Consider the following 23,462-nt stretch of genomic DNA (forward strand, 5'->3'; position numbering starts at 1 on the left):
ACTTAGCATCTCAGAAACTTAGTACCTCAGAACCTTAAAAGAATCATATCCACTTTAGTTTCATTGCAAGTGTACAGGCTTCAGCAGTATTATTTACTTTCATTTTCTCCAGAATATTTTGTCGGTGACGACTAACGGTATTAATACTTATAAAAAGAAGTGAAGCAATTTCTTTACTCTGTTTTCCTTTTTGAAGCATTTTAAGAATTTCTTTCTCTCTTGTTGAAAGAAAAGAAGCGTTTTCTGTTTCGTTTTGTTTAATGATATTTCCTGTTGCTGTATTTATTATTGCACCTTCATATTGAAAAGCCTGAGTAAAATCAAAATTATAAAGACAAAGTGCAAGTTCTACATCTTCATATTGATTTGAAAAATAAAACATTTTGTGTAATAACGATTTACCAGCAGTTTTATCCTTCATTCTTAATTTACTAATAACACAAAAATCTTTACGCTCCACGACAGGAATTGTTTTTATAAACTGAAAAAAATGAAGTTCAAGAAGGTATTTTTGTAATACATCTTCGGCATTGAGTTTACCAAAAAGTTCATCTTCCCAGATACTTTCAATTTCATGCAATTGATTTTTCTTAAAAATACCGAGTTCATCGGCAATTTTACCTGAGTATATATAGCTCTTATTGTTGTATAAGTCGCTTAAAACGGCAATACCGTTTTCTAAGTCGGCAAATTTTTGAGCAGTTTCCTGAAACGCTTTTAATTCTTTTGTGTTATTCAGTTTTCCCGGTTTTTTTTGCTGCAATAGCTGTTTATTCAAATCATCTTTTATGTTTTTCATAAAAAAAATGGTTATTTATAAGTATTGTCTTATGCTTTTACGGGGGATATATTTGCATGGATTCAGGATTGAAATATAATAAAAAATGAGATTTAAATTAATTATAAAATTCTTGATTTTTTTATTTGACTTATTATCAAGCTATTTTACTTAAATTACTGCTTGATAGAAATAAGGAAGAACAAATAATAATGTAATAAACCAGAAACATGAAACATTTTCTTTTGATTATTTTTTTTGCAGGTATTTTTTCTGTTAAAGCACAAAATTCTTCTTCAATTAAACGCCTTGACGGAAGTACTATTTCTGCCGATAGTTTAACAAAATCTATTGAGAACCTTATGCGTAAGGCAGATGTGAAAGGTCTCGCTATATCGGTTTTTAATTCTAAAAAACCTATTTATACAAAAACTTTTGGATTTAGCGACGCAGAAACCCAAAAGAAATTAGAATTGCAGACTAATCTTTACGCGGCTTCTTTAAGTAAAGCAGTATTTGCAGTTTTGGTTATGAAAATTGTTGACGAAGGTGTAATTACTTTAGACAAACCGCTTCAGGATTATCTGCCGAAACCTATTTATGAATACGAACCTAAAGTTTGGCATGAGGATTTTAAAGAATTAAAAGATTATCCTGAATATAAAAAAATAACCGCCAGAATGTGTCTCGATCATACTTCTGGTTTGCCAAACTGGCGCTGGTTTGAATCTGATGAAAAGTTGAAAGTTAAATTTGAACCTGGAACCAGATATAGTTATTCTGGCGAAGGATTAACATATCTTCAGGTAGTTTTAGAAAAACTCACAGGAAAACCTTTGGAAGAACTGGCTCAGGAAAAAATCTTCAAACCGCTCGCAATGACGGCTTCAAGTTACAAATGGCAGGAAAAATTCGAAAAAGATTATGCATACGGATATGACGAAGAAGGAAAAAAACAAGAAAAAGATAAGGACAATGCGCCAAGAGGGGCAGGAACACTTGAAACTACTATAGAAGATTACAGCAAGTTTCTTTCGGCAGTTTTGAATAAAAAAATTCTAAGTACAAAATCATATAAAGAATTGTTTAGTCCGCAGATTCGTATTCGTTCTAAAAATCAATTTGGCCCAGGCGCATTAGAAGACGGAAACTGGAATGACAAAACCGAACTTTCATATGGTTTAGGATGGGGATTGGTAAAATCGCCTTACGGAATTGGAGCTTTTAAAGAAGGACAGGGTTCAGGTTTTCAAAATTATAGTATTGTTTTTCCGGATAAAGGAATTGGTATGCTTATAATGTCTAATAGTTACAGCACGGGAAAAATAATAAAATATCTCCTCGAAACAGGTATTAAAGATACCTATACACCATGGGAATGGGATCAATATATTCCTTATGATATGAAATAATTTGATTAAAAAGGTTTACCCCAATAGTATTTGTCTTAAGTTTTTTAAGAATTATATTCATCGTAAACTTCACGCGCACATGTATGTGATCGACAATAACAAAAAAAGAGGATTTTAATCCTCTTTTTTTATTATACAAATCTGAATTTTTAGGTCAGCAATAATTAAAAGTCTAACTTTATGTTTTAAGATTAAAAACAAATTTAGGAATGAATAACGAAAAAAAACTTAAAGCGATCGCTTATGGCGAAGTATTATGGGATGTTTTTGATAATGAAAAAAAGATAGGCGGCGCACCGTTAAATGTAGCTTTAAGAATGAAATCATTAGGCAGCGATGTAGCAATGATAAGCTGCGTAGGAAATGACGAAGATGGAAAAACTATAATAAATACGGTAAAAGATTTAGGACTCAAAACGGCATCCATAATTACCTCAGAAAATTTCCCAACGGGATTAGTAAACGTAATTTTAGATAATTCAGGATCTGCTACTTATGAAATTAAATATCCATCAGCATGGGATAAAATCGTTTTAAACAATGAAGCGATAAAATTAGCAGATGAAGCCGATGTTTTAATTTTTGGAAGTTTGGTTTGCCGGGACGAGGTTTCAAGGAAATCACTGGAAGAACTTTTAAAAAAGAATATTTACAAAGTGTTTGATGTCAATTTAAGAAAACCTCATTACACCTATGAAATTCTCGAAAAATTAATGAAATCTGCTGATTTTGTAAAATTTAATGATGAAGAAATATTAGAAATAGCATCAGCTTTAAATTTTCCGCATACCGATTTAAAAGAAAATATGAATTTTATTTCTGCCTTTACAGATGTAAAAGGAATATGTGTTACAAGAGGAAAACATGGTGCTTTATTGTTGTGGGAAGGTGTTTTTTATGAAAATAACGGTTATCCAATTGTCGTTGCTGATACGGTTGGTGCAGGAGATTCCTTTTTGGCAGCTTTAATTACTTATTTACTTACGAGTACAAAGCCTCAGGAAGCTTTAAATTTTGCTTGTGCAATGGGAGCTTTAGTTGCAGCTTCACCAGGCGCAAACCCGAAAATTTCTGCATCTGAAATTGAAGAATTTATAATTAAAAATGTTTAATTTAGAATTTGTGAAACCTGAAGCAAAATTATTAGCATGAAAACAAAAATTGGAATTTTAGGATTAGGAGGAGTAGGCGGTTATTTTGGCGGACTTTTGGCGAAAGCCTATCAAAAATCAGATGACTTTGAAATTATTTTTATAGCACGTGGTGAAACTCAAAAAGCCATTGCCGAAAATGGATTAAAAATTGTAACTGATGATTATGAAACTATAGTTTATCCGAATCTGGTTTCGAATGACGCTTTAGAAATTGGTCAGTTGGATTATTTAATTTGTGCAACCAAAACATATGATATTGAAGAGAGTTTAACGTCTTTGCAAAAATCTATTAAGAAAGAAACGGTAATTCTTCCATTATATAATGGTGTTGATGCACAGGAAAGAATTCAAAAGCTATTTCCTGAAAATGAAGTTCTTCAAGGTTGTGTTTATATTGTTTCGATGATCTTTTCACCTGGAACGATCCGAAAAATTGGATTCTATGAAAAGCTGTTTTTCGGGTCTAAAACTGCTTCATTTTTAAAATTAGAAGAATTACAAAACATTCTTCAAAAAGCAAAAATCGAAAGTTACTTAGTCGAGAATATTGAAGAAACCGTTTGGGAAAAATTTATTTTTATTTCAGCGTTGGCTTCTGCAACTTCCTATTTGAATCAAAATATTGGAGAGATTTTAAGCAATACAGAATCTAAAGTAACGTATATCGAACTGCTTCATGAAATTGAAGATGTTGCACAGGCAAAAGGTTTAAAACTGCCACATGATATTGTAAATCAGAGTATTCAAAAACTAGAAAAGTCTCCAAAAGAAGCAACATCATCAATGCATAGAGATTTATTGGCCGGAAAAAATACCGAAGCTGTTTCATTAACTCAGTTTGTGGTTAATGAAGGAAAAAAATACGGCGTTAAAACTCCTCTTTACGAAAAGATTGCCGCCGTTTTGATAAAATAGTTTTCTAAGATTCGTCTTTTGTAGTTCGAACCAAACTGATTCCTGACATAAAAAACACAATTCCTAAAATTCCGTAAATAATTAATGATTTAATATCTCTGGTTTCTCCCGATGTACCGGCAAAAATAACCGCAGTATAAATAAGTCCTACAATTCCGAGGATTGTCAATAAGCCTCCGAAAAATCTTTTTAGGTTCATGATTATTAGATTTAAAATTTCTAATCAAATTTAAAATCTCAATCGCTAATAGTTGTTATACAATTGTTTACTAAACTTATATGATTTGCAGAAACTAGTAAAAAAATGATTACCCCTCATCTTCTTCTTCAGCAGTTTTTATGGGTAAATCACCTTCAAGTTCTTCATCATCATCTGTTGAGTTTAATTCGAAGAAACTAAAATAAGAACCGCCATAACTTTTTTGAAAAGAAAAATTACTTAAATGCTCCATTTTTGTGTACTTAGAATGTTCAATAATCATCATTCCGTCTTCAGAAAGTAATTCTTTTTCAAAAACCGTAAGAACGATTTTTTCAAATGCTGCCTGATCAAATCCGTAAGGCGGATCGGCAAAAATTATATCGTAAGAAGTTTTACAATTATCTAAAAATTTATAAACATCACTTTTAGTAGCAGCAATATCAAAATCATATTCTGACGATACTTGCTTGATAAATTTTACGCATCCAAAATCACCATCGATTGAAGTAATGGGTGCACTTCCGCGCGAAGCAAATTCATAACTTATATTGCCGGTTCCCGAAAACAAATCTAAAACCTTTAAGCCGTCAAAACTAAAATGATTATTCAAAACATTAAATAATGCTTCTTTACTCATATCAGTCGTAGGTCTTACAGGAAGGTTTTTTGGTGGAAATATCCGACGTCCTTTGTATTTTCCTGAAATGATTCTCATGATTGAAATAAGATATAATGTTTTTGATTCTGAGCAGTTGTGTAATTGTTTCTTTCTTTTAAAGCGCTTACGTCAAGAAAAGAAATATTGCGAATGTATTTGTAAGCTATGTCGTAAAATGGATCGTTTGGATTGATGGTTCCAAGTAATTCCAACTGAAAAATTTCGGGATTTAAATTTAATTGCTCGGCTGTAAAAAGAATGTAATAAATAAAATCTTCTGGAGTTTGATATTCAAAAGAGTTGAATAACAATAGTTTTTGATTTTGTACAACGATAATTTCAAAATGATCAGGGTTAAAATTTACAACCATTTTCTTTTCGTCGTTGTTTTTTGAAGCTTCCAGGATTTTTTCTACCAAAATACTGTTTACATGTTTGTAATCAAATGAACCCACATTATCAATTAAAAAATTATTGATGTTTATATAGGGAATATAAACTGAATGCATATCGTAATTTGAAATTTGATCAAAAGTAAAAAAATCTGTCTCAAATACTTTTGTTGTATACTGCAGATAACTTCCTAAATAATCTTCATCAAATAATGGTGTTGGCACAAAAGTCGAAAGATTGTTATTGTGAATGACCAAAATATCATCATACGTTTCCTTTAGTTCGGGATGATTTTTAAAAGCAGCCGCATACGATTCCTCAATTTTATTTTGTTTTTGGGAGGAATCAAACTGTACTTCGTTAAAAGCTGTAATCGTATTGTTTAAAGTATCAAAGCAGCAAAATGAAAATCCGTTCAGCGAAACCTGAATCGAAAGTTTTTTATAATTTTTTGATGTAATATTAGTATTGTGTATTGACATAATTGATTTACAATTCGTTACCTGTTTTGTTTCAATAAAGAATTTAAGGTGAGCGCAAACTTACAAATTAAAAAGCAACTAATATAATTGCAATTTTAAAAAACAATATTACAAGAAGGTTAGCACTACGTTATAATTTTATTATTTTTTTCTAAAGATATAAGTTAAGAAAATAATTTGAAATTATCGATTTTAGATTTGATTTTATAAATAACAGGAAATATGCTGTTGATTTTTGTCATTGTTATTGCCATTAAAAAGAACGAACTTTGTATTTCAAATTTACTTTATGAATTCAGCATTGTTTTACGGCATTTTACAGAAAAGATTTCCATTTGCACCAACTTACAAACAGGATATATTTTTTCAAAAAATTGCCATTTTTTTAACCGAACCGGTAAACGACACAATTTTTGTTTTGAAAGGATACGCCGGAACGGGTAAAACCACTGTGATTTCGACTATCGTAAATAATCTTGGAGATATTAATAAAAAGTTTGTTTTGCTGGCACCAACAGGACGCGCCGCAAAAGTAATAGCAAACTATTCAAATACAGCGGCATTTACAATTCATAAAAAAATCTATTTTCCGAAAAAATCATCGGGTGGAGGTGTGGCTTTTACCAAGCAGGTCAATAAACATAAAAACACCATTTTTATCGTCGACGAGGCTTCGATGATTTCAGATAGTACTCTTGACAGTGGTTCGCTTCTCGACGATTTGATTAATTATGTATATTCGGGAACAAACTGCAAAATGATTCTTTTAGGGGATACGGCACAGCTTCCTCCGGTAAATTTAGATATCAGCCCGGCTTTAGATATACATACTTTGGGTGTTCATTATGATAAAGAAATTGAACATATTGAACTTGATGAAGTAATGCGTCAGGAAGAGAGTTCGGGGATTTTATACAACGCAACCGAATTACGCGAACTTTTAAAAGAAAGTTTTATTACAGATTTTAAATTCAATGTCAAAAAATTCAAAGATATTGTTCGTCTGGTCGACGGTTATGATATTCAGGATGCCATAAATACAGCTTATAGTAATTATAGTATTGAAGATACTGCTTTTATCGTTCGTTCGAATAAACGAGCAAATCAATATAACGAACAAATCAGAACCCGGATTTTATTTAAAGAAAGTGAACTTTCTGTAGGTGATTTTTTGATGGTCGTAAAGAATAATTATTTCTGGCTGAAAGAAAGTGACGAAGCTGGATTCATTGCCAATGGTGATATTATTGAAGTTTTGGAACTTTTCGGTATCAAAGAATTATACGGTTTTAAATTTGCGAAAGTAAAAATAAGAATGGTCGATTATCCTAATCAAAAACCTTTTGAAACGGTTTTGATTTTGGATACTATAAAAAGCGAATCACCGTCGTTAACGTATGAAGAATCAAATCGTTTGTATGAAGAAGTAATGAAAGATTATGAAGATGAACCAACAAAGTATAAGAGATTCCAGAAAGTAAAAGAAAACGAATATTTTAACGGACTGCAGGTAAAATTTTCATACGCTATTACGTGTCATAAATCGCAGGGAGGGCAGTGGAATACGGTTTTTATCGAACAGCCTTATCTGCCAAACGGAATCGATCATGATTATATCCGCTGGCTTTATACGGCTATGACGCGTGCTAAAAATAAGCTATATTTGATAGGATTTAAAGACGAAAGTTTTGAGGATTAGTTTTTTGATAGCCACGAATCCACAAATTAATTTAAATACTTTGCGTATAGATTTTAAAAAATAAAATTCGTGGATTCGTGGCGGAAAATTTTGCTGTTTTAAATACGAAAAAATGACAACACTAAACGATTTACATTCGATTTCATCAACGTTTTCGAATACAGATAAAATGCCGGTTCTGTTTTTAGGACATGGCAGCCCAATGAATGCCATTGAAGAAAATCAATTTGTAGAAGGTTTTCGTAACCTGGCAAAAACACTGCCTCAGCCCAATGCAATTTTGTGTGTTTCGGCGCATTGGTATACAAAAGGCACAAAAGTAACTTCTATGGAAATGCCTAGAACGATTCATGATTTTGGAGGCTTTCCGCAAGCACTTTTTGATGTTCAGTATCCTGCAAAAGGAAGTCCTGAATTAGCTGTTGAAACCAAAAAAATATTAAACCCTGTTGAGGTTGAGTTAGATGAACACTGGGGTTTAGATCACGGTGCGTGGAGCGTAATTAAACATTTATATCCCGATGCAAATGTTCCCGTAATTCAGTTAAGTATTGATTATACAAAATCCGGACAATATCATTTTGAGCTTGCGCAAAAGTTACAATCATTGCGTCATAAAGGCGTTTTAATCATCGGAAGCGGGAATATTGTGCATAATCTTCGTTTGGTAGATTTTAGAAATTTTGATAAAGATAATTACGGTTACGATTGGGCAATTGAAGCCCGGGAAACCGTAAATAATTATTTACTGGATGGAAATTTTCAGCCTTTAATTGATTTCGAAAAAATGAATAAAGCAGTTCAAATTGCAATTCCAACTCCAGATCATTATCTGCCCTTATTGTACACTTTAGGTTTAAAAGAAAAATCAGAAGAATTGAGTTTATTTAATGATAAGCTTTTGGCTGGTTCATTGAGTATGACTTCTGTAAAAATAGTATAATAGTATTTGTTTCCAATCGTTTTCCATTTTTGTGATAATGGTCTAAAAGTTTATAATCTGCACAATTTGTTAAAAAAATAAATTATTGAGATAGTAAAATGTTTCATGTAAATTTGTTTATTTTTACATAAGTAATTGTTTGTCAGTTGATTATTTTGTTTGTGTCTTCTTTTAAGTAGTTTTTAAATGCCTTTTGTGATTAACTGGTGATAATTTAAAAACGATAGAAGGTGTTTACAAATTAAGTAAGAGTGCGGCATCAGCACTATAATCACTGATAAAACTAAGATGAATCCAAACAAAGCATTATGGGAAAAAGGCGATTTTACGCGCGTTGCAGAATCTATGAGAGAAAGTGGTGCGGAATTGGTTGCTAAAATTGGAATTAAACAAAATAATAACGTTTTAGATCTAGGCTGTGGCGATGGTACTACCGCAATACCTTCGGCAAAATTAGGAGCCAATGTTCTAGGTGTTGATATAGCAAGAAATTTAGTTGAAGCGGGTAATCTTCGGGCAAAAAAGGAAGGATTGGATAATATTGTATTTCAAGAAGGTGACGCAACCGATTTAAATGAGTTAAAAGATCAATCTTACGATGTTACGATGAGCATTTTTGGAGCAATGTTTGCTCCAAAACCTTTTGATGTAGCTAAAGAAATGGTTCGTGTCACTAAGCCTGGAGGTAAAATTATTATGGGTAATTGGATACCGGGAGATCCAACATTGATTGCACAAATCTTGAAGATTAGTGCTGAATTTACACCACCGCCTCCTGAGGGTTTTGTAAGCCCGATGCTTTGGGGTATTGAGGTTAACGTAATCGAAAGATTCACAAATGCGGGTGTTCCTAAAGAAAAGATTTCTTTTGAGAGAGATACCTTTACATTTAAAGCAGCATTCCCTCCTTCTGAGTGGCTACATCGATTAAAAACATACTATGGCCCAACTATGAATGCTTTTGAAGCTGCTGAACAAAATGGGAAAACTTCGGATTTGTATGCTAAACTTGAAGAGTTAGTTAATAGTCAAAACAAAAGTAATGACGCAAATTCTACATTAATTCCCGCAACTTACCTTCGTGTTACAGTTTTGGTTTAATTTTTTGTCTTAATAATAAAATAAGAAAGTTGGTAATTGATGGTAAATAGAAAATTCCTGAATACGATTTCCGTCCTTTACAGAAATAGAAAAACAGAAAATTTAAAAGTAATTTTTGCATATTTGCAAACACTTAAAAACAGTGAAAATTAAATTACTAAATTTTGAGTTTTTTAAACTCAGTAAAATATAAAAATGAAAATAATAGCGGTAATTCCTGCACGATATGCTTCAACACGTTTTCCTGCAAAACTAATGCAGGATCTGGGAGGCAAAACAGTAATTTTAAGAACGTATGAAGCTGCTGTTTCGACAAAATTGTTTGACGATGTTTTTGTTGTAACCGATTCTGATTTGATTTTTGACGAAATTATTTCGAAAGGCGGAAAAGCGATAATGAGTATTAAAGAGCATGAATCAGGAAGCGACCGAATTGCTGAAGCTGTAGCCAATCTTGATGTTGATATTGTGGTGAATGTACAAGGAGACGAGCCTTTTACTGAAGCCGGGCCTTTGCAGCAGGTTTTATCGGTTTTTAAGGATGATAAAGATAAAAAAATTGATTTAGCTTCATTAATGCGTGAAATTACAAATGAAGATGAAATCAATAATCCGAATAATGTAAAAGTGGTCGTAGACCAATCGCAGTTTGCTTTGTATTTTTCCCGTTCGGTAATTCCGTATCCGAGAGAGAAAAATGCAGGAGTTCGTTATTTTCAGCACATCGGAATTTATGCTTTTAGAAAACAGGCTTTATTAGACTTTTACAGCCTTCCGATGAAATCTTTAGAAGCTTCTGAGAAGTTGGAGCAGTTACGTTATTTAGAGTTTGGAAAACGCATTAAAATGGTCGAAACAACGCATGTTGGAATTGGAATTGATACTGCAGAGGATTTAGAAAAGGCCAGAGCGATGCTGAGAGATATTTAATTATGGATTAATTTGATTCCATAATCTTGTCACATTTCTCCTTAGGCGTAATGTCAAACGCTGTACATGAAATATAGAAAAGCTCCAAAATGTTGGAGCTTTTTTTATTAAAAGAAATAAGATTAATATACAACAACCGAGGTAACTTTTCCATTTGTTCCATAAAACTGAGTGCTGGCAAGAAAGTATTCGCAAGTGTAATCAATAGAGAATATTTTTGTTTTTCCGGAAAAACCATCATTAAATGATGCAAAACATGAACCAGGTTTATTTGTTACTTCCTGATCAAAAGTAGAATCATTGAGTTCAAAGGCATTTGGATCAAATTTGATAATGACCAAAGGGAAAAATTGAATGCGGGTAGCGTTGTTGTTTTTAAAAGCTATTTCATAAGTTCCATTCTTGGTTTTGTATCTATTTGCCGAATATTGATTTTTGTTTAAACCTTCACCAATGCTCATTTTGAAATTCTTAGCAATTGGTGCACCAAGATAGCTTTGTACTATTTCGTCGTTTTCTCCTATAAGAGAACGCAGTTTTATTTTATTTGGATGTTCTGCATGCCATTTTTTTACAGCTTCTTTTCTCTCTAAGCCAATTCTTATATTCTCAGCCTTAGAAAATTTATCATACCATGCTTTGCAGGCATTGTTGTTGTAGTTGTAAAATTCAAGTAAATCTGTATGATACAATAACGAACAGGCATTTTCTGTATCACCCATTTCTATTCCTAATTTTGCTCTTTCTATTGTTGTATCTTTATAAGCATTTGGTTCCCATTTATTGTTATCGAAATAGTATTCAGCATATTCTTGTCTTTTTTTCAGGATATTCAGCAGTTCATTTTTGTCAGCATTCGGATCGGCTTTTTTCTCTTTATAAATCTTTTTTATGCTGTCGTAACTAGCTGTGTTTTTTTCCTGATAAACGGTAGAAATTTTGTATAAATTAGCAGCGTCAAACAGTATTACTTTCTTTTTCGAATCTTTGAGAATTGCGTTTATTTTTTCAGTATATCCAATAATTTCTTCTTTTTTAAAACCATTAAGGTATGCGTTAGATAAATGTTCGAGAGCTTTATAAAAATAATAACCTTCACTAAAGTCTCCGCTTTTAAATTCTCTTTCTCCACGTTCCAGCGACTTCATTGCAAAATCAAAATTTGTTTGTGACTGCAATTCAAAAGCTTCACGGTTGTTTTTGTCTAACAACAAGCTATTACGAAGATTATCTACAGCATTTTGATATTTATGAGGATTATTATCAGGAGCTTCTAAATATCGTTTAGCGAGAAGTAAATAATAATTAGAATCTTTCTCCTTATTTCTATAAGATGCGATAGGCTCAACAGCATAATAGGTTCCTCTTAAGTTGTATTCTGTATCAATGATTTCTGATGTTTGAGAATTTCCCTTTTGGATATTTAATAGTAATAAAAGTAGAATAAGGAATATTTTACTTGTTTTCATAATGTAGAATAAAATTGTTTTTGGTTTAATTAGGTGCGACTAAAATAATATTTATTCTACTTTATCTTGTTAAAATAAGATGGTTTTTTGATGGTTATTATTAACCAATTTGCTTTGAATTTGAGGAATTAAAAAAGCTCCAAAAATTAATTTGGAGCTTTTTTAATATTTGAAATATTCTAAATTCTTAGTACAAAGCTGGAAATTTAGAAGGATTAACTTCATTCATCATGCTGTACACTTTCTCGAAAATATCTTCTGCAGATGGTTTAGAGAAATAATCGCCATCAGTTCCGTATGCTGGTCTGTGTGCTTTTGCAGCAAGCGTCTGCGGTTTACTGTCAAGATATTTATATGCATCTTGTTCTTCCAGAATTTGCTGTAATATAAATGCTGAAGCTCCGCCCGGAACATCTTCATCAATAACTAAAAGACGATTTGTTTTAGCGATACTTTTTACAATATCTTTATTAATATCAAACGGAAGTAAAGACTGAATATCAATAACTTCGCAGTCAATTCCTAAATCTAATAATTCATTAGCAGCCTGCTGAACCAATCTTAAAGTCGATCCGTAAGAAACTAAAGTAATATCAGTTCCTTCTTTTAAAGTTTCAACAACACCAATTGGTGTTTTGAATTCACCAAAGTTTAAAGGCGTTTTTTCTTTTAAACGATATCCGTTCAAACATTCGATTACTAAAGCTGGTTCGTCACATTCTAAAAGAGTATTGTAGAAACCTGCAGCTTGTGTCATATCTCTCGGAACCAAAACATGAATTCCGCGAATAGCATTTATAATCATTCCCATTGGAGAACCAGAGTGCCAGATACCTTCTAAACGGTGTCCGCGGGTTCTGATAATTAATGGCGCTTTTTGTTTTCCTACTGTTCTGTATTGCAGCGTGGCCAAATCATCACTCATGATTTGAATAGCATACAATAAATAATCAAGATATTGAATTTCTGCAATTGGGCGTAAACCTCTCAATGCCATACCAATTCCCTGACCAATAATAGTGGCTTCACGAATTCCGACATCGGCAACACGAAGTTCACCGTATTTTTCCTGCATGCCTTCAAGCCCCTGATTTACGTCTCCGATGTTTCCAACATCTTCTCCAAAAATCAAAGTTTCAGGATATTTGCTAAATAAAGCATCAAAATTATCACGAAGAATCATTCTTCCGTCTAAATCAGGTTTTGCATCTTCTGCATATACAGGAAGTACTTTTTCTACTGAGAATACATTTTGAGGAGAATCTGAATGAAGGTTACTGCTGAATTTTTCCTGAGTAACTTCAATATAATTCGTAATCCAGTTTGATAAAAGAACTTTACTGTTTGGTACTTCTATAAAACGAAGAATCTTTCTTGCATAAACCAGAATTTCTTTCTTTAAAGGTGCTTTTATAGCACTTAATTCTGAAATATATTTTTTGATTCTTTCTTTATGATTAATGCTTGCTTCTGCAATTTGTTCCAATAATTCTAAAAGATTTTTTTGATCCTCAATTATTGGATTAATAAAATCATTCCAAGCTTCTTTTTTAGCTTCGAGAACTTCTTTTTTTAATTGAAAATCAAGCTCTGTTAATTCTTCCGGAGATGCAATGTTAATAGCAATCATCCATAAACGCATTTGACGAATACAGTCAAAATCTCTTTCCCAGGCTAATCTTTCTGCGTTTTTATAACGTTCGTGAGAACCAGAAGTAGAGTGGCCTTGCGGCTGTGTTAATTCGTTTACGTGAATTAAAACCGGGATATGTTCTTCGCGTGCAATTGCACCTGCTCTTTCGTAAGTCGAAACCAACTCTGCATAATCCCAGCCCTTTACTCTAAAAATTTCATAACCTTTAGAATCTTCATCTCTTTGATATCCTTTTAAGATTTCAGAAATGTTTTCTTTTGTAGTTTGATGTTTAGCATGAACCGAAATTCCGTATTCATCGTCCCAAACGCTCATTACCATCGGAACTTGTAAAACTCCGGCAGCATTTATGGTTTCAAAAAATAAACCTTCAGATGTACTTGCGTTTCCAATTGTCCCCCAGGCAACTTCATCTCCGTTTACAGAAAATTTATCTTTAATAGTAATTCCGCTAACGTTTCTGTAAATTTTTGAAGCCTGAGCTAAACCCAATAATCTTGGCATTTGGCCAGCTGTAGGCGATATATCTGAACTTGAATTTTTTTGTTTTGTTAAGTCTTTCCAGGATCCGTCTTCGTTTAAACTATGCGTTACAAAGTGTCCGCCCATTTGTCTTCCGGCAGACATTGGATCGTATTCTAAATCAGTATGACCGTATAAACCAGCAAAAAATTGTTTAGCAGTTAATTCTCCAATCGCCATCATAAAAGTTTGATCGCGATAATAACCAGAGCGGAAATCCCCATTTTTAAAGGCCTTAGCCATGGCAAGCTGCGGAACTTCTTTTCCGTCGCCAAATATTCCAAATTTGGCTTTTCCTGTCAATACTTCTTTACGACCTAAAAGACTACATTCACGGCTGGTTACAGCAATTCTGTAGTCATTCAATACCTCCGTTTTGAAATCTTCAAATGTTAAGGTAGTATTGCTTTTTTCTGTTATCATAATCGTGTAGGGGTCATGTTGATGCTGCGAAATTACTTAAAAACAATCAATAATCATAATTCTTTAAAATAAATATAATTTAATTATTTGTATTTAAAATCAAAAAACTACGTATTTTATTTGTGTTATTTTTATTGTTTTTGTCTTTTTTGTGATAATAATTTATGTTTTTGATTAAAATTTATTCAATTAAAACCATTTTCGGGTAAAAAGAGTAACTAATGCTTTTGGAGCTAAAGTGATAACAAATCGTATTTTTTCATTGTATTTTGGCTGCGAAATTTCCCATCCGTTATTAGAATAAATAGGAAAATACAGCTCAAAATAGTCCGGAACAAGATTTAATCTGATTCCACTGTCATAACCAAAATAAATATCTTCGTGTTTGTTTTTCAAAAATCCAACATCGCCATAAACTTCAACCCAGTCCCATAACGCATAACTTCCGTTTAAAGTAGTCATCCATTGATTGGCAAATGAAGGATTTAATTTTGATTTAAAACCACCTTCTGAATTTACATATTGCTGACTAAAAAGCCCCGTAGTTTCAGATCTTCCCAAAATATTATAATCAAATAAATAATCAGTTGGCTTGTCTAAACCAAAACTAAAATAATCAGAATTTGTTGTGTTGTACAAGAAACTTCCGGCAAATAATCGAAGGTTTAATTTGCGGTTGTTTTCGAATAATCTTCGATATTCAATTTCTGCAGAAACTTTTCCAAAACCACCAGAAAATTGAATGTCAGTCATAAAGTTGATATGATTTACCAGTTCAGTTTTTGTATTGACATAACGTGCATCAAAAACAGAATAATTTGGTTTAGAATTATCGGTAATAAAAGCGCTGGCTTCACGATTTACGATTACTTGTCGAAACAAAATAAGCTGTTTTCTGTTGTCTCTAAAATTTTCTTCGCGAATTCGAAGCTGAACCATCGGATTTAATCGCAGATAAGTGGCATCTGGTGCGTAATGAAAATAGTTTTGACTTATAGAATAACGTACATTGTACAAAGTGCTGTTTCTGTAAAACTGATTTAAAGAAAAAGCAGATGAACCGGAAATTGTTCCCGCTTTTATAGAATACGCCGGATTTATATCAAAAGTAAAAGGTTTGTCTAATATGGTTTTGTTATGAAAACGAATTCCCGGAGTTATTCCGTCATAATAATTATACGTAAGCGTTGGAATATATAGTATTTGATTGTAATACGGATCTTCTAAATCTTTAGCAAAATTAAACTTTATCGGACGGTTTGTAATAACAAGGCTTTTTAATGATTTCCAGTTGTTTCTCTGGTTAAATTCCGGAACTTCATTTTCATAATTGATAACAAGTTTGTCTGCGTTTTTTCGATTAAAGTAATAAACAGAATCCGGATTTTTCGGTTCAATCCATTCTTTAAAAACAACACCATTTTTTCTTAAACCATAAACTGGGATTGGAGCATAAATATTGGTTTTGTTTTTTATAGAAAATTGTACGCTGTCTGCAGTTTTAGAAACATGCGTAAATTTATAATCGATAATTTCTCTCGAATCAATAATAGTTTTAAAAAACCAATCGATATTTTTAGGGCTTTTTTCAATCAGAATTTTTTCAAAATCATAACGATTTGTCTGTTGCGTTTTATTTAAATTGTAAAATTCCTTAATACTTTCGGGTACAATATTATGGTTTAAATAATCATCTAAATAGCTTAAACTTAAACCAGCACGGTATTTACTTGCAATTTGTTCGTTAAACTTTATCAAAATATCTTTTGGATCTCCAAGCGGCTGATCCAGGTTTTTACGAGCCATGAGCATATAATAATAACTGTACTGTTCGTTAAAAGTTAGGTTCGTAATATTATAACTCTTAAAAAGTTTCATTTTTGAAAGTCTTCCCAGCATTTTTTCGTCCAGATGATTTTCTTCCATATATTTCATCATGGCATATATCTGGATGCCGTCGTAAACCCAATTATCTTTTCGCGGATCCAGACGAAGTGTATTCTTTAAATAATTATTTAAATAAGTTTTAAAAAAGGTAATTTCAAACATAAATTCGTCAGAAAACGGACTTATAAAAGAAGGCAGCTGATTTAATCCATAAAATGGGTTTCGCTCATAATCTGCCTGCGAAACCGTGATTTTTTTATTTGGGTATTTTCCAATAAAGTTATTTGCAAAAGAGGCAACTCTGTCAATTATAAGAGCCTTTTGAACCTCAGAAATTTTTTTGTTTTTTAAATCAGAAAAAACTTCGATCGTTCCGTTATCATAGCTTTTAAAATTATTTTGTTTTTCTATGATAAGATTAAAATCAGTTCTGTTATTTCCGGTAAACGAAAAAGTGCTAAAAGCAGCATTTGAAATATCTTTTGAAACCGGATCCAAATCGGTTGTAATAGAATAATTATTCGGAATTTTTATTTCAATATCATAGTTTGATGCAGCATTTGCAATATCATCCAGATTAAAATTGTTATATCTTATAAAACGATGATTTTCAAAACGTGCCGGTACAAGAAACCAATTTTTCAAATTCATTCCGTTTTGATTAAAACCGTAATGAGTGAATTTATCACTTGGAATTTTCGATATATAAGTAATGTGCAAATCTATTTTTTCGCCCGGAAGAAGTTTTTGATTCAATCTTACTACAATAAAATCCGGATTTTTATCCGTTCTTTCCCATTCAAGAGCAGAAGAATTAGAATCGGTTAGATTTAATATTGTTGTATTTCCTCTTTCTATGGCTTTTGCCAAATGAAAACCGCGATAAAACTCGTCTGAAAACCGTCTTGCCAAAGGTGTATTTTTATCCGCGAAAGCGTTGTTCCAATCATTTAAAACAATCGAAACCAAAGTATCATTTGAAGTATTAAAAAATGTAATATCCTGTTTTACATTCAGTGTTTTAAGCTCAACATTAACCGCCACTTCCATCTTAGACTGATGTTGTGCGTACTGTTTTACTGAACTCAATAAAACAAAAACAAGGATTATAATTTTATAAAATGATTTCAAGAATTGGCGCAAAAAATTATTGGTATACTTTAATTTACGAGTATATGTTTGTTTCGGTTTTATGTAAAAATAGCATAAAAAAAGCTGTTTAAAAAAACAGCTCTTAAATTTTATGATAATATAGGTTTAATTTTAGAAGTTTGGACTCAAATCGTATTTCTTGTAGAATTTATCCAGAACTTCAACAACTTCATCTTCAGTATCTACAATTTTAAATAAGTTCAAATCTTCCGGACTTACCGTATGCATTTTCTCTACTAAAACTGTTTTTACCCAGTCAATTAATCCAGACCAAAATTCAACGCCTACCAAAATAATTGGGAATTTTCCAATTTTCTTGGTCTGAATCAAGGTAATCGCTTCAAACATCTCATCAAGAGTTCCAAAACCTCCAGGCATAACCACAAAACCTTGTGAATATTTTACGAACATAACTTTTCTCACAAAGAAATAATCGAAATTCAGGTTTTTATCGTGATCGATATAAGGGTTAAAGTGCTGTTCAAAAGGCAGTTCGATATTCAAACCAACCGAAGTTCCGCCTCCTAAATGTGCCCCTTTATTTCCGGCTTCCATAATTCCCGGGCCTCCTCCCGTAATTACTCCATAGCCTGCTTTACTAATTTTAAAAGCAATTTTTTCAGCCAGCAAATAATACTTATCATCTGGTTTTGTTCTCGCCGATCCAAAAATAGATACACACGGGCCAATACGTCCCATACTTTCATATCCGTTTACAAATTCGGACATGATTTTAAAAATCGCCCAGCTGTCATTTGTTCTAATTTCATTCCAGGTTTTTTGTTTTAAACTGTCCTGAATTACTTTATCCTCATCATTATCAAAATCTTCTAATCTCATTTTAGGTATTTTAATTATTTATATTTTATTAAGCTGTTCTGTTTTGTCATCCTGAGCGTAGTCGAAGGAAGGAGCTGATTCCTGCTGTCCACTATATTTTTTGTGTCTCGTTAGAAAAAAAACGAGACACAAAAAATGCCGTTCCCCATCAGGGCTAGGGCATTAGGTTTCAATTAAACAATTGGTTTATTCGAAGAAATTTTTATTAATATGTTTGCTCTTCAATTGATTTGGTAATATTGCTTTTAACTTTTCCGGTATGTTCTGTAGTTTTAGATTCTATCAGCATAATCAAACATTCTTCTTCCGATGAAACTCGGTGATTTACGCCTTTTTTTACAACAAACAAATCTCCTTTTTTCATTGTAAAAGATGGTTCATTTTCAATTTCCATTAAAAGTTCACCGTCGACAATGTAAAATAATTCATCTTCATTTTCATGATTATGCCACGGAACTTCCTGACCTTTTATTTTAGCCACTTTAATATATTGATCGTTTACCGTATCAATTATTTTAGGCGAAAAATATTGGTCTACATTATTGAATTTGTCTTTTAGATTCATAGATTATATCTTAATCTTTTTGTCAAAATGAAAAAGCGTTGACAAAAAGGGCGTACTAAATTAGTACTTTTTTTAAGAATTGTTATAAAAATGTAGATTTATTAATTGAAATGTAACATTTCTTTCTTAATTCTTTTGCTTGAAGATTAATAATCAAGAGATTAAAATTCGTCGTTAAAATATAAAGTGAATCAATGACTTTTATAAATCAATTGTTGGACAAAAGTTCCGTAGGAACTAAATATCGGTAGCAACGGATTTTAATCCGTTGAGAATATGGATGCGCGTAACAATAGAGTTCCGAAGGAACGGAACATATTGTAGGGATGGATTTTAATCCATCATATTCATCATCATTAAATGGAGATATGTTTTTATTCCAATTCCTTTTTCAAAAACTTAGCTGTATAACTCTTTTTATTCTGAGCTACTTCTTCCGGAGTTCCTTTTGCGACTAATTGTCCGCCGCCTTTTCCGCCTTCAGGGCCAATATCAATAATATAATCTGCAAGTTTAATAACGTCCATGTTATGTTCGATAACCAGAATTGTATTTCCTTTATCAACCAGTTTATTAATAACGTCCATCAAAACGCGAATATCTTCAAAATGTAATCCGGTTGTAGGTTCATCCAAAATATAAAACGTATTTCCGGTATCTTTTTTAGATAATTCTCCAGCCAGTTTTATACGTTGTGCTTCACCACCAGAAAGCGTTGTACTTTGTTGTCCAAGCGTGATATAACCTAATCCAACATCCTGAATTGTTTTTACTTTTCTGTAAATCTTCGGAATGTTTTCAAAAAATGGAACAGCTTCGTCAACCGTCATATCCAGAACATCAGAAATTGATTTTCCTTTGTATCTGATTTCTAAAGTTTCTCTGTTGAAACGTTTTCCCTGACAAGTTTCACATTCTACATAAACATCTGGTAAAAAGTTCATTTCGATTGTTCTTACACCAGAACCTTCGCAGGTTTCGCAACGACCGCCTTTTACGTTAAAACTGAAACGTCCTGCTTTGTAACCACGAATCATACTCTCAGAAGTCATAGTAAACAAGTTTCGTATTTCACTAAAAACCTCTGTATAAGTAGCTGGATTTGAACGCGGCGTTCTTCCAATCGGACTTTGATCAATATCGATAACTTTGTCGATATGTTCTAAACCTTCAATTTTTTTGTATGGTTGTGGTTTCTTTACTCCGTTGAAATAATGAGCGTTCAGAATAGGGTAGAGCGTCTCATTGATTAAGGTAGATTTTCCACTTCCTGAAACTCCTGTAACGCAGATTAACTGTCCTAAAGGCATTTCGATTGAAACATTTTTCAGGTTGTTTCCGGTTGCTCCGGTAAGTTTTAGAAATTTCCCGTTTCCTTTACGACGTTTCTTCGGAATTTCTAATTTCATTTTACCGTTCAGATATTGAGCAGTAATAGTATCTGATGCTAAAGTTTCTTTTGGGGTTCCAATACTAATGATTTCTCCTCCGTATTTTCCAGCTTTAGGTCCAATGTCAATCACATAATCAGCGGTTTCGATCATGTCTTTATCGTGTTCTACGACAATAACCGAATTTCCAATATCACGTAATTGTTCCAGAGAATGAATCAGTTTTTCATTGTCTCTTTGATGTAAACCAATACTTGGCTCATCCAGAATGTATAATACTCCAACTAATTGTGAACCAATTTGTGTTGCTAGTCGAATGCGCTGCGCTTCACCGCCCGAAAGTGATTTTGAACTTCGGCTTAAAGCCAGATAATTTAAACCAACATTCATCAGGAAATTCAAACGATCTTTGATTTCTTTTACAACTTCTGATGCGATTAATAGCTGTTTGTCTGTTAAATGATTATTTAAATCATGAAACCAAGCTGTTAAATCTGAAATATCCATATCACACAATTCGGTGATATTTTTTTCATTAACCCTAAAAAATAAAGCTTCTTTTTTTAGACGAGAACCGTCGCAAACCGGACAGTTGATTTCGTCCATAAAATCTTTTGCCCAGCGTTTTATACTGGTTGTGGCGCTTTCGTCGTATTGATTTTTGATGAAGTTTGAAATTCCTTCAAAATCAATTTTATATTCTCTTGTTACACCAAGATCTTTTGAATTTATGGCAAATTTGTCTTTTCCACCATACAAAATCATTTGCATGGCTTCTTCTGGAATTTTCTCTATTGGGTCGGTAATTTTAAATCCGAATTTTTCTCCAATCGTTTCTAACTGTTTGAAAATCCAAGACGATTTATATTCGCCCAAAGGTGCAAGTCCACCACTTTTGATTGATAATTTTGGATTCGGAATAATCTTTTTTACATTGATTTCATGTACAGTTCCCAATCCGTTACAATGCGGGCAGGCTCCTTTTGGAGAGTTAAAAGAAAATAAATTTGGTTCTGGATTTTGATAGGAAATTCCGGTTGAAGGACACATTAAATTTCGGCTGAAATAACGAACTTCATTAGAATCCTGATCTAAAATCATTAATACATTTTCACCATGATTCATGGCTGTATTAATACTTTCTGATAATCTTTTTTGAGTGTCAGGATTATCTTCAATAACCATTCTGTCAACCACAATTTCGATATCGTGTGTTTTATAACGATCAAGTTTCATTCCTGAAACCAAATCCTGAACTTCGCCGTTTACACGAACTTTAAGAAATCCTTGTTTGGTAATTTGCTGGAATAATTCAGCATAATGTCCTTTTCTGGCTTTAATTACTGGTGCCAGGATATTTATTCGTTTTCCTTTATAATCCTGAATTATCAAATCTTTAATTTGTTCATCAGAATACGAAACCATTTTTTCACCAGTGTTATAACTATATGCGTCAGCACCACGAGCGTAAAGAAGTCTCAGGAAATCGTAAATTTCGGTAATTGTTCCTACTGTTGAGCGCGGACTTTTACTGGTTGTTTTTTGTTCAATTGCAATAACCGGCGAAAGCCCGTCAATTTTATCAACATCAGGACGTTCTAACCCGCCAAGAAACTGTCTGGCATAAGCAGAAAAAGTTTCGACATAACGACGCTGACCTTCGGCATAAATGGTATCGAAAGCCAAAGATGATTTTCCCGATCCTGAAAGACCAGTTATAACAACCAGTTTTTCACGCGGAATTGAAATATCGATATTTTTTAGATTATGAACTCTTGCGCCAAGAACTTCAATAGTATTGTCTTTATCTAGCATAAATTTTGAGCAAAACGCAAAGTTACCACTTTGATTTGTTCTTTTTGTACTCAAAAGCAAAAGTTTATGTTACAATTAATAACAAATTAACGCTAGTTTATAACTAGCGTTTTCTTTTTCTGGTGGCCATATATTCTTCAATGGCTTCTTTGGTTGTATACCAGTTTCGGCCTTCTTTGTAAGCGTCTATTTTTCCTGTTCGGGCCAGTAAACTAACATATTCCTGTCCATAAGGAGTTTCTGGTTCGCTCACAATATCAGATATTGGCTGATAATCATAAGTGCTTCCGGGCATTGCATTTAAATAAATATTAAGCGTGCGTTCTAAAGCCTGACACATCAAAAGTGTTAGTTTTTGATAATTGCCGTTATTTGCTTGATTAAGTGCTTCGTAATATTTTTTTCTATCATTTTTGAGAATGATGGCAGGAGGAAAACCACAACGCATTAATAATAGATTCATGCTCAATCGAACAGTTCTTCCATTTCCATCAAAAAACGGATGAATCCAGACTAATTTATGATGATAAATTGTAGCGAGTTCAATATCATTTAAGTCTAATGGGTTTGTGTTGATGAACTCGATCAGTTCATCAAGTAAATCAGAAACTTTATTAGCATTTGGAGGCATAAAATTAGCTCCTGAAATACGAACGCCTCCATTTCTGATTCGTCCTGCAAAATCTTCTTCAATAGAACGTAAGACTAAACTATGAAGTGAGAGTATATCAATGCTTCTAAGTACATAATTATCATTAACAATAGAATACAAATAATCAATTGCTTTATCGTGATTATGAGTCTCGAAATGTTCACGAAGTGATTTTCCTTTTATAGTAATTCCTTCCTGAATAACCATTTGTGTTTCTCGCAGAGTCATTGTATTTCCTTCAATACTATTTGAATTATAAGTCCATTCCAGAGATAAGCTTTCACGGATTTTATTCAAAGCAATATTAGGCAATGGTCTGCTGTTTTGCAGTTCCTGCCTTTTTTGGTACAATCTGTCAAAAGTTGACTGAAATTCTGTTCGGTATGTTAGGTCTATGTTCCACATAAGACCACAAAGGTATGTCT

18 protein-coding genes are annotated in these 23,462 nt (G+C 32.6%); 7 read left to right on the forward strand and 11 right to left on the reverse strand.

The window, feature by feature from the left end:
• Nucleotides 1–43: 43 nt before the first annotated feature.
• A complete protein-coding gene (locus BUC29_RS19165) occupies nucleotides 44–799 on the reverse strand; it encodes a response regulator transcription factor (protein ID WP_073417877.1) in 756 nt (251 codons plus the stop codon).
• A gap of 209 nt (nucleotides 800–1,008) precedes the next feature.
• Between BUC29_RS19165 and BUC29_RS19170 the strand changes: the two genes are divergently transcribed.
• The 3 genes from BUC29_RS19170 (at nucleotide 1,009) to BUC29_RS19180 (ending at nucleotide 4,259) form a co-directional block, all read left to right on the forward strand.
• A complete protein-coding gene (locus BUC29_RS19170; protein WP_073417889.1) occupies nucleotides 1,009–2,190 on the forward strand; it encodes a serine hydrolase domain-containing protein in 1,182 nt (393 codons plus the stop codon).
• A 209-nt stretch (nucleotides 2,191–2,399) separates the two neighbouring features.
• On the forward strand, nucleotides 2,400–3,302 hold the full coding sequence (locus tag BUC29_RS19175) for a carbohydrate kinase family protein (RefSeq protein WP_073417891.1): 903 nt from the start codon (nucleotides 2,400–2,402) through the stop codon (nucleotides 3,300–3,302).
• A 36-nt stretch (nucleotides 3,303–3,338) separates the two neighbouring features.
• Nucleotides 3,339–4,259 carry a ketopantoate reductase family protein gene (locus tag BUC29_RS19180; RefSeq protein ID WP_073417893.1) on the forward strand — a complete coding sequence of 307 codons (921 nt, stop codon included), beginning with the start codon at nucleotides 3,339–3,341 and terminating at the stop codon, nucleotides 4,257–4,259.
• 4 nt (nucleotides 4,260–4,263) lie between these two features.
• On the opposite strand, the gene BUC29_RS19185 is transcribed toward BUC29_RS19180, so the two are convergent.
• The 3 genes from BUC29_RS19185 to BUC29_RS19195 form a co-directional block, all read right to left on the reverse strand.
• Nucleotides 4,264–4,458: a hypothetical protein gene (locus tag BUC29_RS19185; RefSeq protein WP_008467912.1), complete on the reverse strand. Its 195-nt coding sequence runs from the start codon at nucleotides 4,456–4,458 to the stop codon at nucleotides 4,264–4,266.
• 109 nt (nucleotides 4,459–4,567) lie between these two features.
• The gene (locus tag BUC29_RS19190) at nucleotides 4,568–5,176 is read right to left on the reverse strand and encodes an RsmD family RNA methyltransferase (protein ID WP_073417895.1); all 609 of its coding nucleotides are present in this window, start codon (nucleotides 5,174–5,176) and stop codon (nucleotides 4,568–4,570) included.
• Nucleotides 5,173–5,994, reverse strand: coding sequence for a DUF3822 family protein (locus BUC29_RS19195; protein WP_073417897.1), 822 nt, complete (start codon nucleotides 5,992–5,994; stop codon nucleotides 5,173–5,175). The genes BUC29_RS19190 and BUC29_RS19195 overlap by 4 nt, the downstream gene beginning before the upstream one ends.
• A 289-nt stretch (nucleotides 5,995–6,283) precedes the next feature.
• Between BUC29_RS19195 and BUC29_RS19200 the strand changes: the two genes are divergently transcribed.
• From BUC29_RS19200 to kdsB, 4 genes are all read left to right on the forward strand, one after another.
• Complete coding sequence (locus tag BUC29_RS19200; RefSeq protein WP_073417899.1) at nucleotides 6,284–7,693, forward strand: ATP-dependent DNA helicase; 1,410 nt, start codon at nucleotides 6,284–6,286, stop codon at nucleotides 7,691–7,693.
• A gap of 112 nt (nucleotides 7,694–7,805) precedes the next feature.
• Nucleotides 7,806–8,636: a 4,5-DOPA-extradiol-dioxygenase gene (gene ygiD / locus BUC29_RS19205; protein ID WP_073417901.1), complete on the forward strand. Its 831-nt coding sequence runs from the start codon at nucleotides 7,806–7,808 to the stop codon at nucleotides 8,634–8,636.
• A gap of 288 nt (nucleotides 8,637–8,924) precedes the next feature.
• The gene (locus BUC29_RS19210) at nucleotides 8,925–9,737 is read left to right on the forward strand and encodes a class I SAM-dependent methyltransferase (protein ID WP_073417903.1); all 813 of its coding nucleotides are present in this window, start codon (nucleotides 8,925–8,927) and stop codon (nucleotides 9,735–9,737) included.
• 195 nt (nucleotides 9,738–9,932) lie between these two features.
• Nucleotides 9,933–10,667: a 3-deoxy-manno-octulosonate cytidylyltransferase gene (kdsB, locus tag BUC29_RS19215; RefSeq protein WP_073417905.1), complete on the forward strand. Its 735-nt coding sequence runs from the start codon at nucleotides 9,933–9,935 to the stop codon at nucleotides 10,665–10,667.
• 122 nt (nucleotides 10,668–10,789) lie between these two features.
• Here kdsB and BUC29_RS19220 read toward each other — a convergent pair whose 3' ends face one another.
• The 7 genes from BUC29_RS19220 to BUC29_RS19250 form a co-directional block, all read right to left on the reverse strand.
• The gene (locus BUC29_RS19220; protein ID WP_073417907.1) at nucleotides 10,790–12,136 is read right to left on the reverse strand and encodes a hypothetical protein; all 1,347 of its coding nucleotides are present in this window, start codon (nucleotides 12,134–12,136) and stop codon (nucleotides 10,790–10,792) included.
• A gap of 187 nt (nucleotides 12,137–12,323) precedes the next feature.
• Entirely contained in the window at nucleotides 12,324–14,735 is a 2,412-nt protein-coding gene (locus tag BUC29_RS19225) for an alpha-ketoacid dehydrogenase subunit alpha/beta (RefSeq protein ID WP_073417909.1), read from the reverse strand.
• 189 nt (nucleotides 14,736–14,924) lie between these two features.
• Nucleotides 14,925–17,672: a gluzincin family metallopeptidase gene (locus BUC29_RS19230; protein ID WP_073418031.1), complete on the reverse strand. Its 2,748-nt coding sequence runs from the start codon at nucleotides 17,670–17,672 to the stop codon at nucleotides 14,925–14,927.
• 213 nt (nucleotides 17,673–17,885) lie between these two features.
• The gene (locus BUC29_RS19235; protein ID WP_073417911.1) at nucleotides 17,886–18,614 is read right to left on the reverse strand and encodes an LOG family protein; all 729 of its coding nucleotides are present in this window, start codon (nucleotides 18,612–18,614) and stop codon (nucleotides 17,886–17,888) included.
• A gap of 205 nt (nucleotides 18,615–18,819) precedes the next feature.
• On the reverse strand, nucleotides 18,820–19,179 hold the full coding sequence (locus tag BUC29_RS19240; protein ID WP_073417913.1) for a cupin domain-containing protein: 360 nt from the start codon (nucleotides 19,177–19,179) through the stop codon (nucleotides 18,820–18,822).
• A gap of 374 nt (nucleotides 19,180–19,553) precedes the next feature.
• Nucleotides 19,554–22,385 carry an excinuclease ABC subunit UvrA gene (gene uvrA, locus BUC29_RS19245; RefSeq protein ID WP_073417915.1) on the reverse strand — a complete coding sequence of 944 codons (2,832 nt, stop codon included), beginning with the start codon at nucleotides 22,383–22,385 and terminating at the stop codon, nucleotides 19,554–19,556.
• Nucleotides 22,386–22,488: 103 nt separating this feature from the next.
• Entirely contained in the window at nucleotides 22,489–23,442 is a 954-nt protein-coding gene (locus BUC29_RS19250; RefSeq protein ID WP_073417917.1) for a Fic family protein, read from the reverse strand.
• Nucleotides 23,443–23,462 lie beyond the last annotated feature (20 nt).

The organism is Flavobacterium defluvii (assembly GCF_900129555.1).
Lineage (GTDB): Bacteria > Bacteroidota > Bacteroidia > Flavobacteriales > Flavobacteriaceae > Flavobacterium > Flavobacterium defluvii.

Coding starts and splice junctions, on each gene's coding strand:
- BUC29_RS19195 (WP_073417897.1), bottom strand. CDS start 5,994: ATGTCAATACACAATACTAATATTACATCAAAAAATTATAAAAAACTT.
- BUC29_RS19175 (WP_073417891.1), top strand. CDS start 2,400: ATGAATAACGAAAAAAAACTTAAAGCGATCGCTTATGGCGAAGTATTA.
- BUC29_RS19200 (WP_073417899.1), top strand. CDS start 6,284: ATGAATTCAGCATTGTTTTACGGCATTTTACAGAAAAGATTTCCATTT.
- BUC29_RS19190 (WP_073417895.1), bottom strand. CDS start 5,176: ATGAGAATCATTTCAGGAAAATACAAAGGACGTCGGATATTTCCACCA.
- kdsB (WP_073417905.1), top strand. CDS start 9,933: ATGAAAATAATAGCGGTAATTCCTGCACGATATGCTTCAACACGTTTT.
- BUC29_RS19220 (WP_073417907.1), bottom strand. CDS start 12,136: ATGAAAACAAGTAAAATATTCCTTATTCTACTTTTATTACTATTAAAT.
- BUC29_RS19170 (WP_073417889.1), top strand. CDS start 1,009: ATGAAACATTTTCTTTTGATTATTTTTTTTGCAGGTATTTTTTCTGTT.
- BUC29_RS19210 (WP_073417903.1), top strand. CDS start 8,925: ATGAATCCAAACAAAGCATTATGGGAAAAAGGCGATTTTACGCGCGTT.
- ygiD (WP_073417901.1), top strand. CDS start 7,806: ATGACAACACTAAACGATTTACATTCGATTTCATCAACGTTTTCGAAT.
- BUC29_RS19250 (WP_073417917.1), bottom strand. CDS start 23,442: ATGTGGAACATAGACCTAACATACCGAACAGAATTTCAGTCAACTTTT.
- BUC29_RS19165 (WP_073417877.1), bottom strand. CDS start 799: ATGAAAAACATAAAAGATGATTTGAATAAACAGCTATTGCAGCAAAAA.
- uvrA (WP_073417915.1), bottom strand. CDS start 22,385: ATGCTAGATAAAGACAATACTATTGAAGTTCTTGGCGCAAGAGTTCAT.
- BUC29_RS19230 (WP_073418031.1), bottom strand. CDS start 17,672: ATGGAAGTGGCGGTTAATGTTGAGCTTAAAACACTGAATGTAAAACAG.
- BUC29_RS19235 (WP_073417911.1), bottom strand. CDS start 18,614: ATGAGATTAGAAGATTTTGATAATGATGAGGATAAAGTAATTCAGGAC.
- BUC29_RS19180 (WP_073417893.1), top strand. CDS start 3,339: ATGAAAACAAAAATTGGAATTTTAGGATTAGGAGGAGTAGGCGGTTAT.
- BUC29_RS19240 (WP_073417913.1), bottom strand. CDS start 19,179: ATGAATCTAAAAGACAAATTCAATAATGTAGACCAATATTTTTCGCCT.
- BUC29_RS19225 (WP_073417909.1), bottom strand. CDS start 14,735: ATGATAACAGAAAAAAGCAATACTACCTTAACATTTGAAGATTTCAAA.
- BUC29_RS19185 (WP_008467912.1), bottom strand. CDS start 4,458: ATGAACCTAAAAAGATTTTTCGGAGGCTTATTGACAATCCTCGGAATT.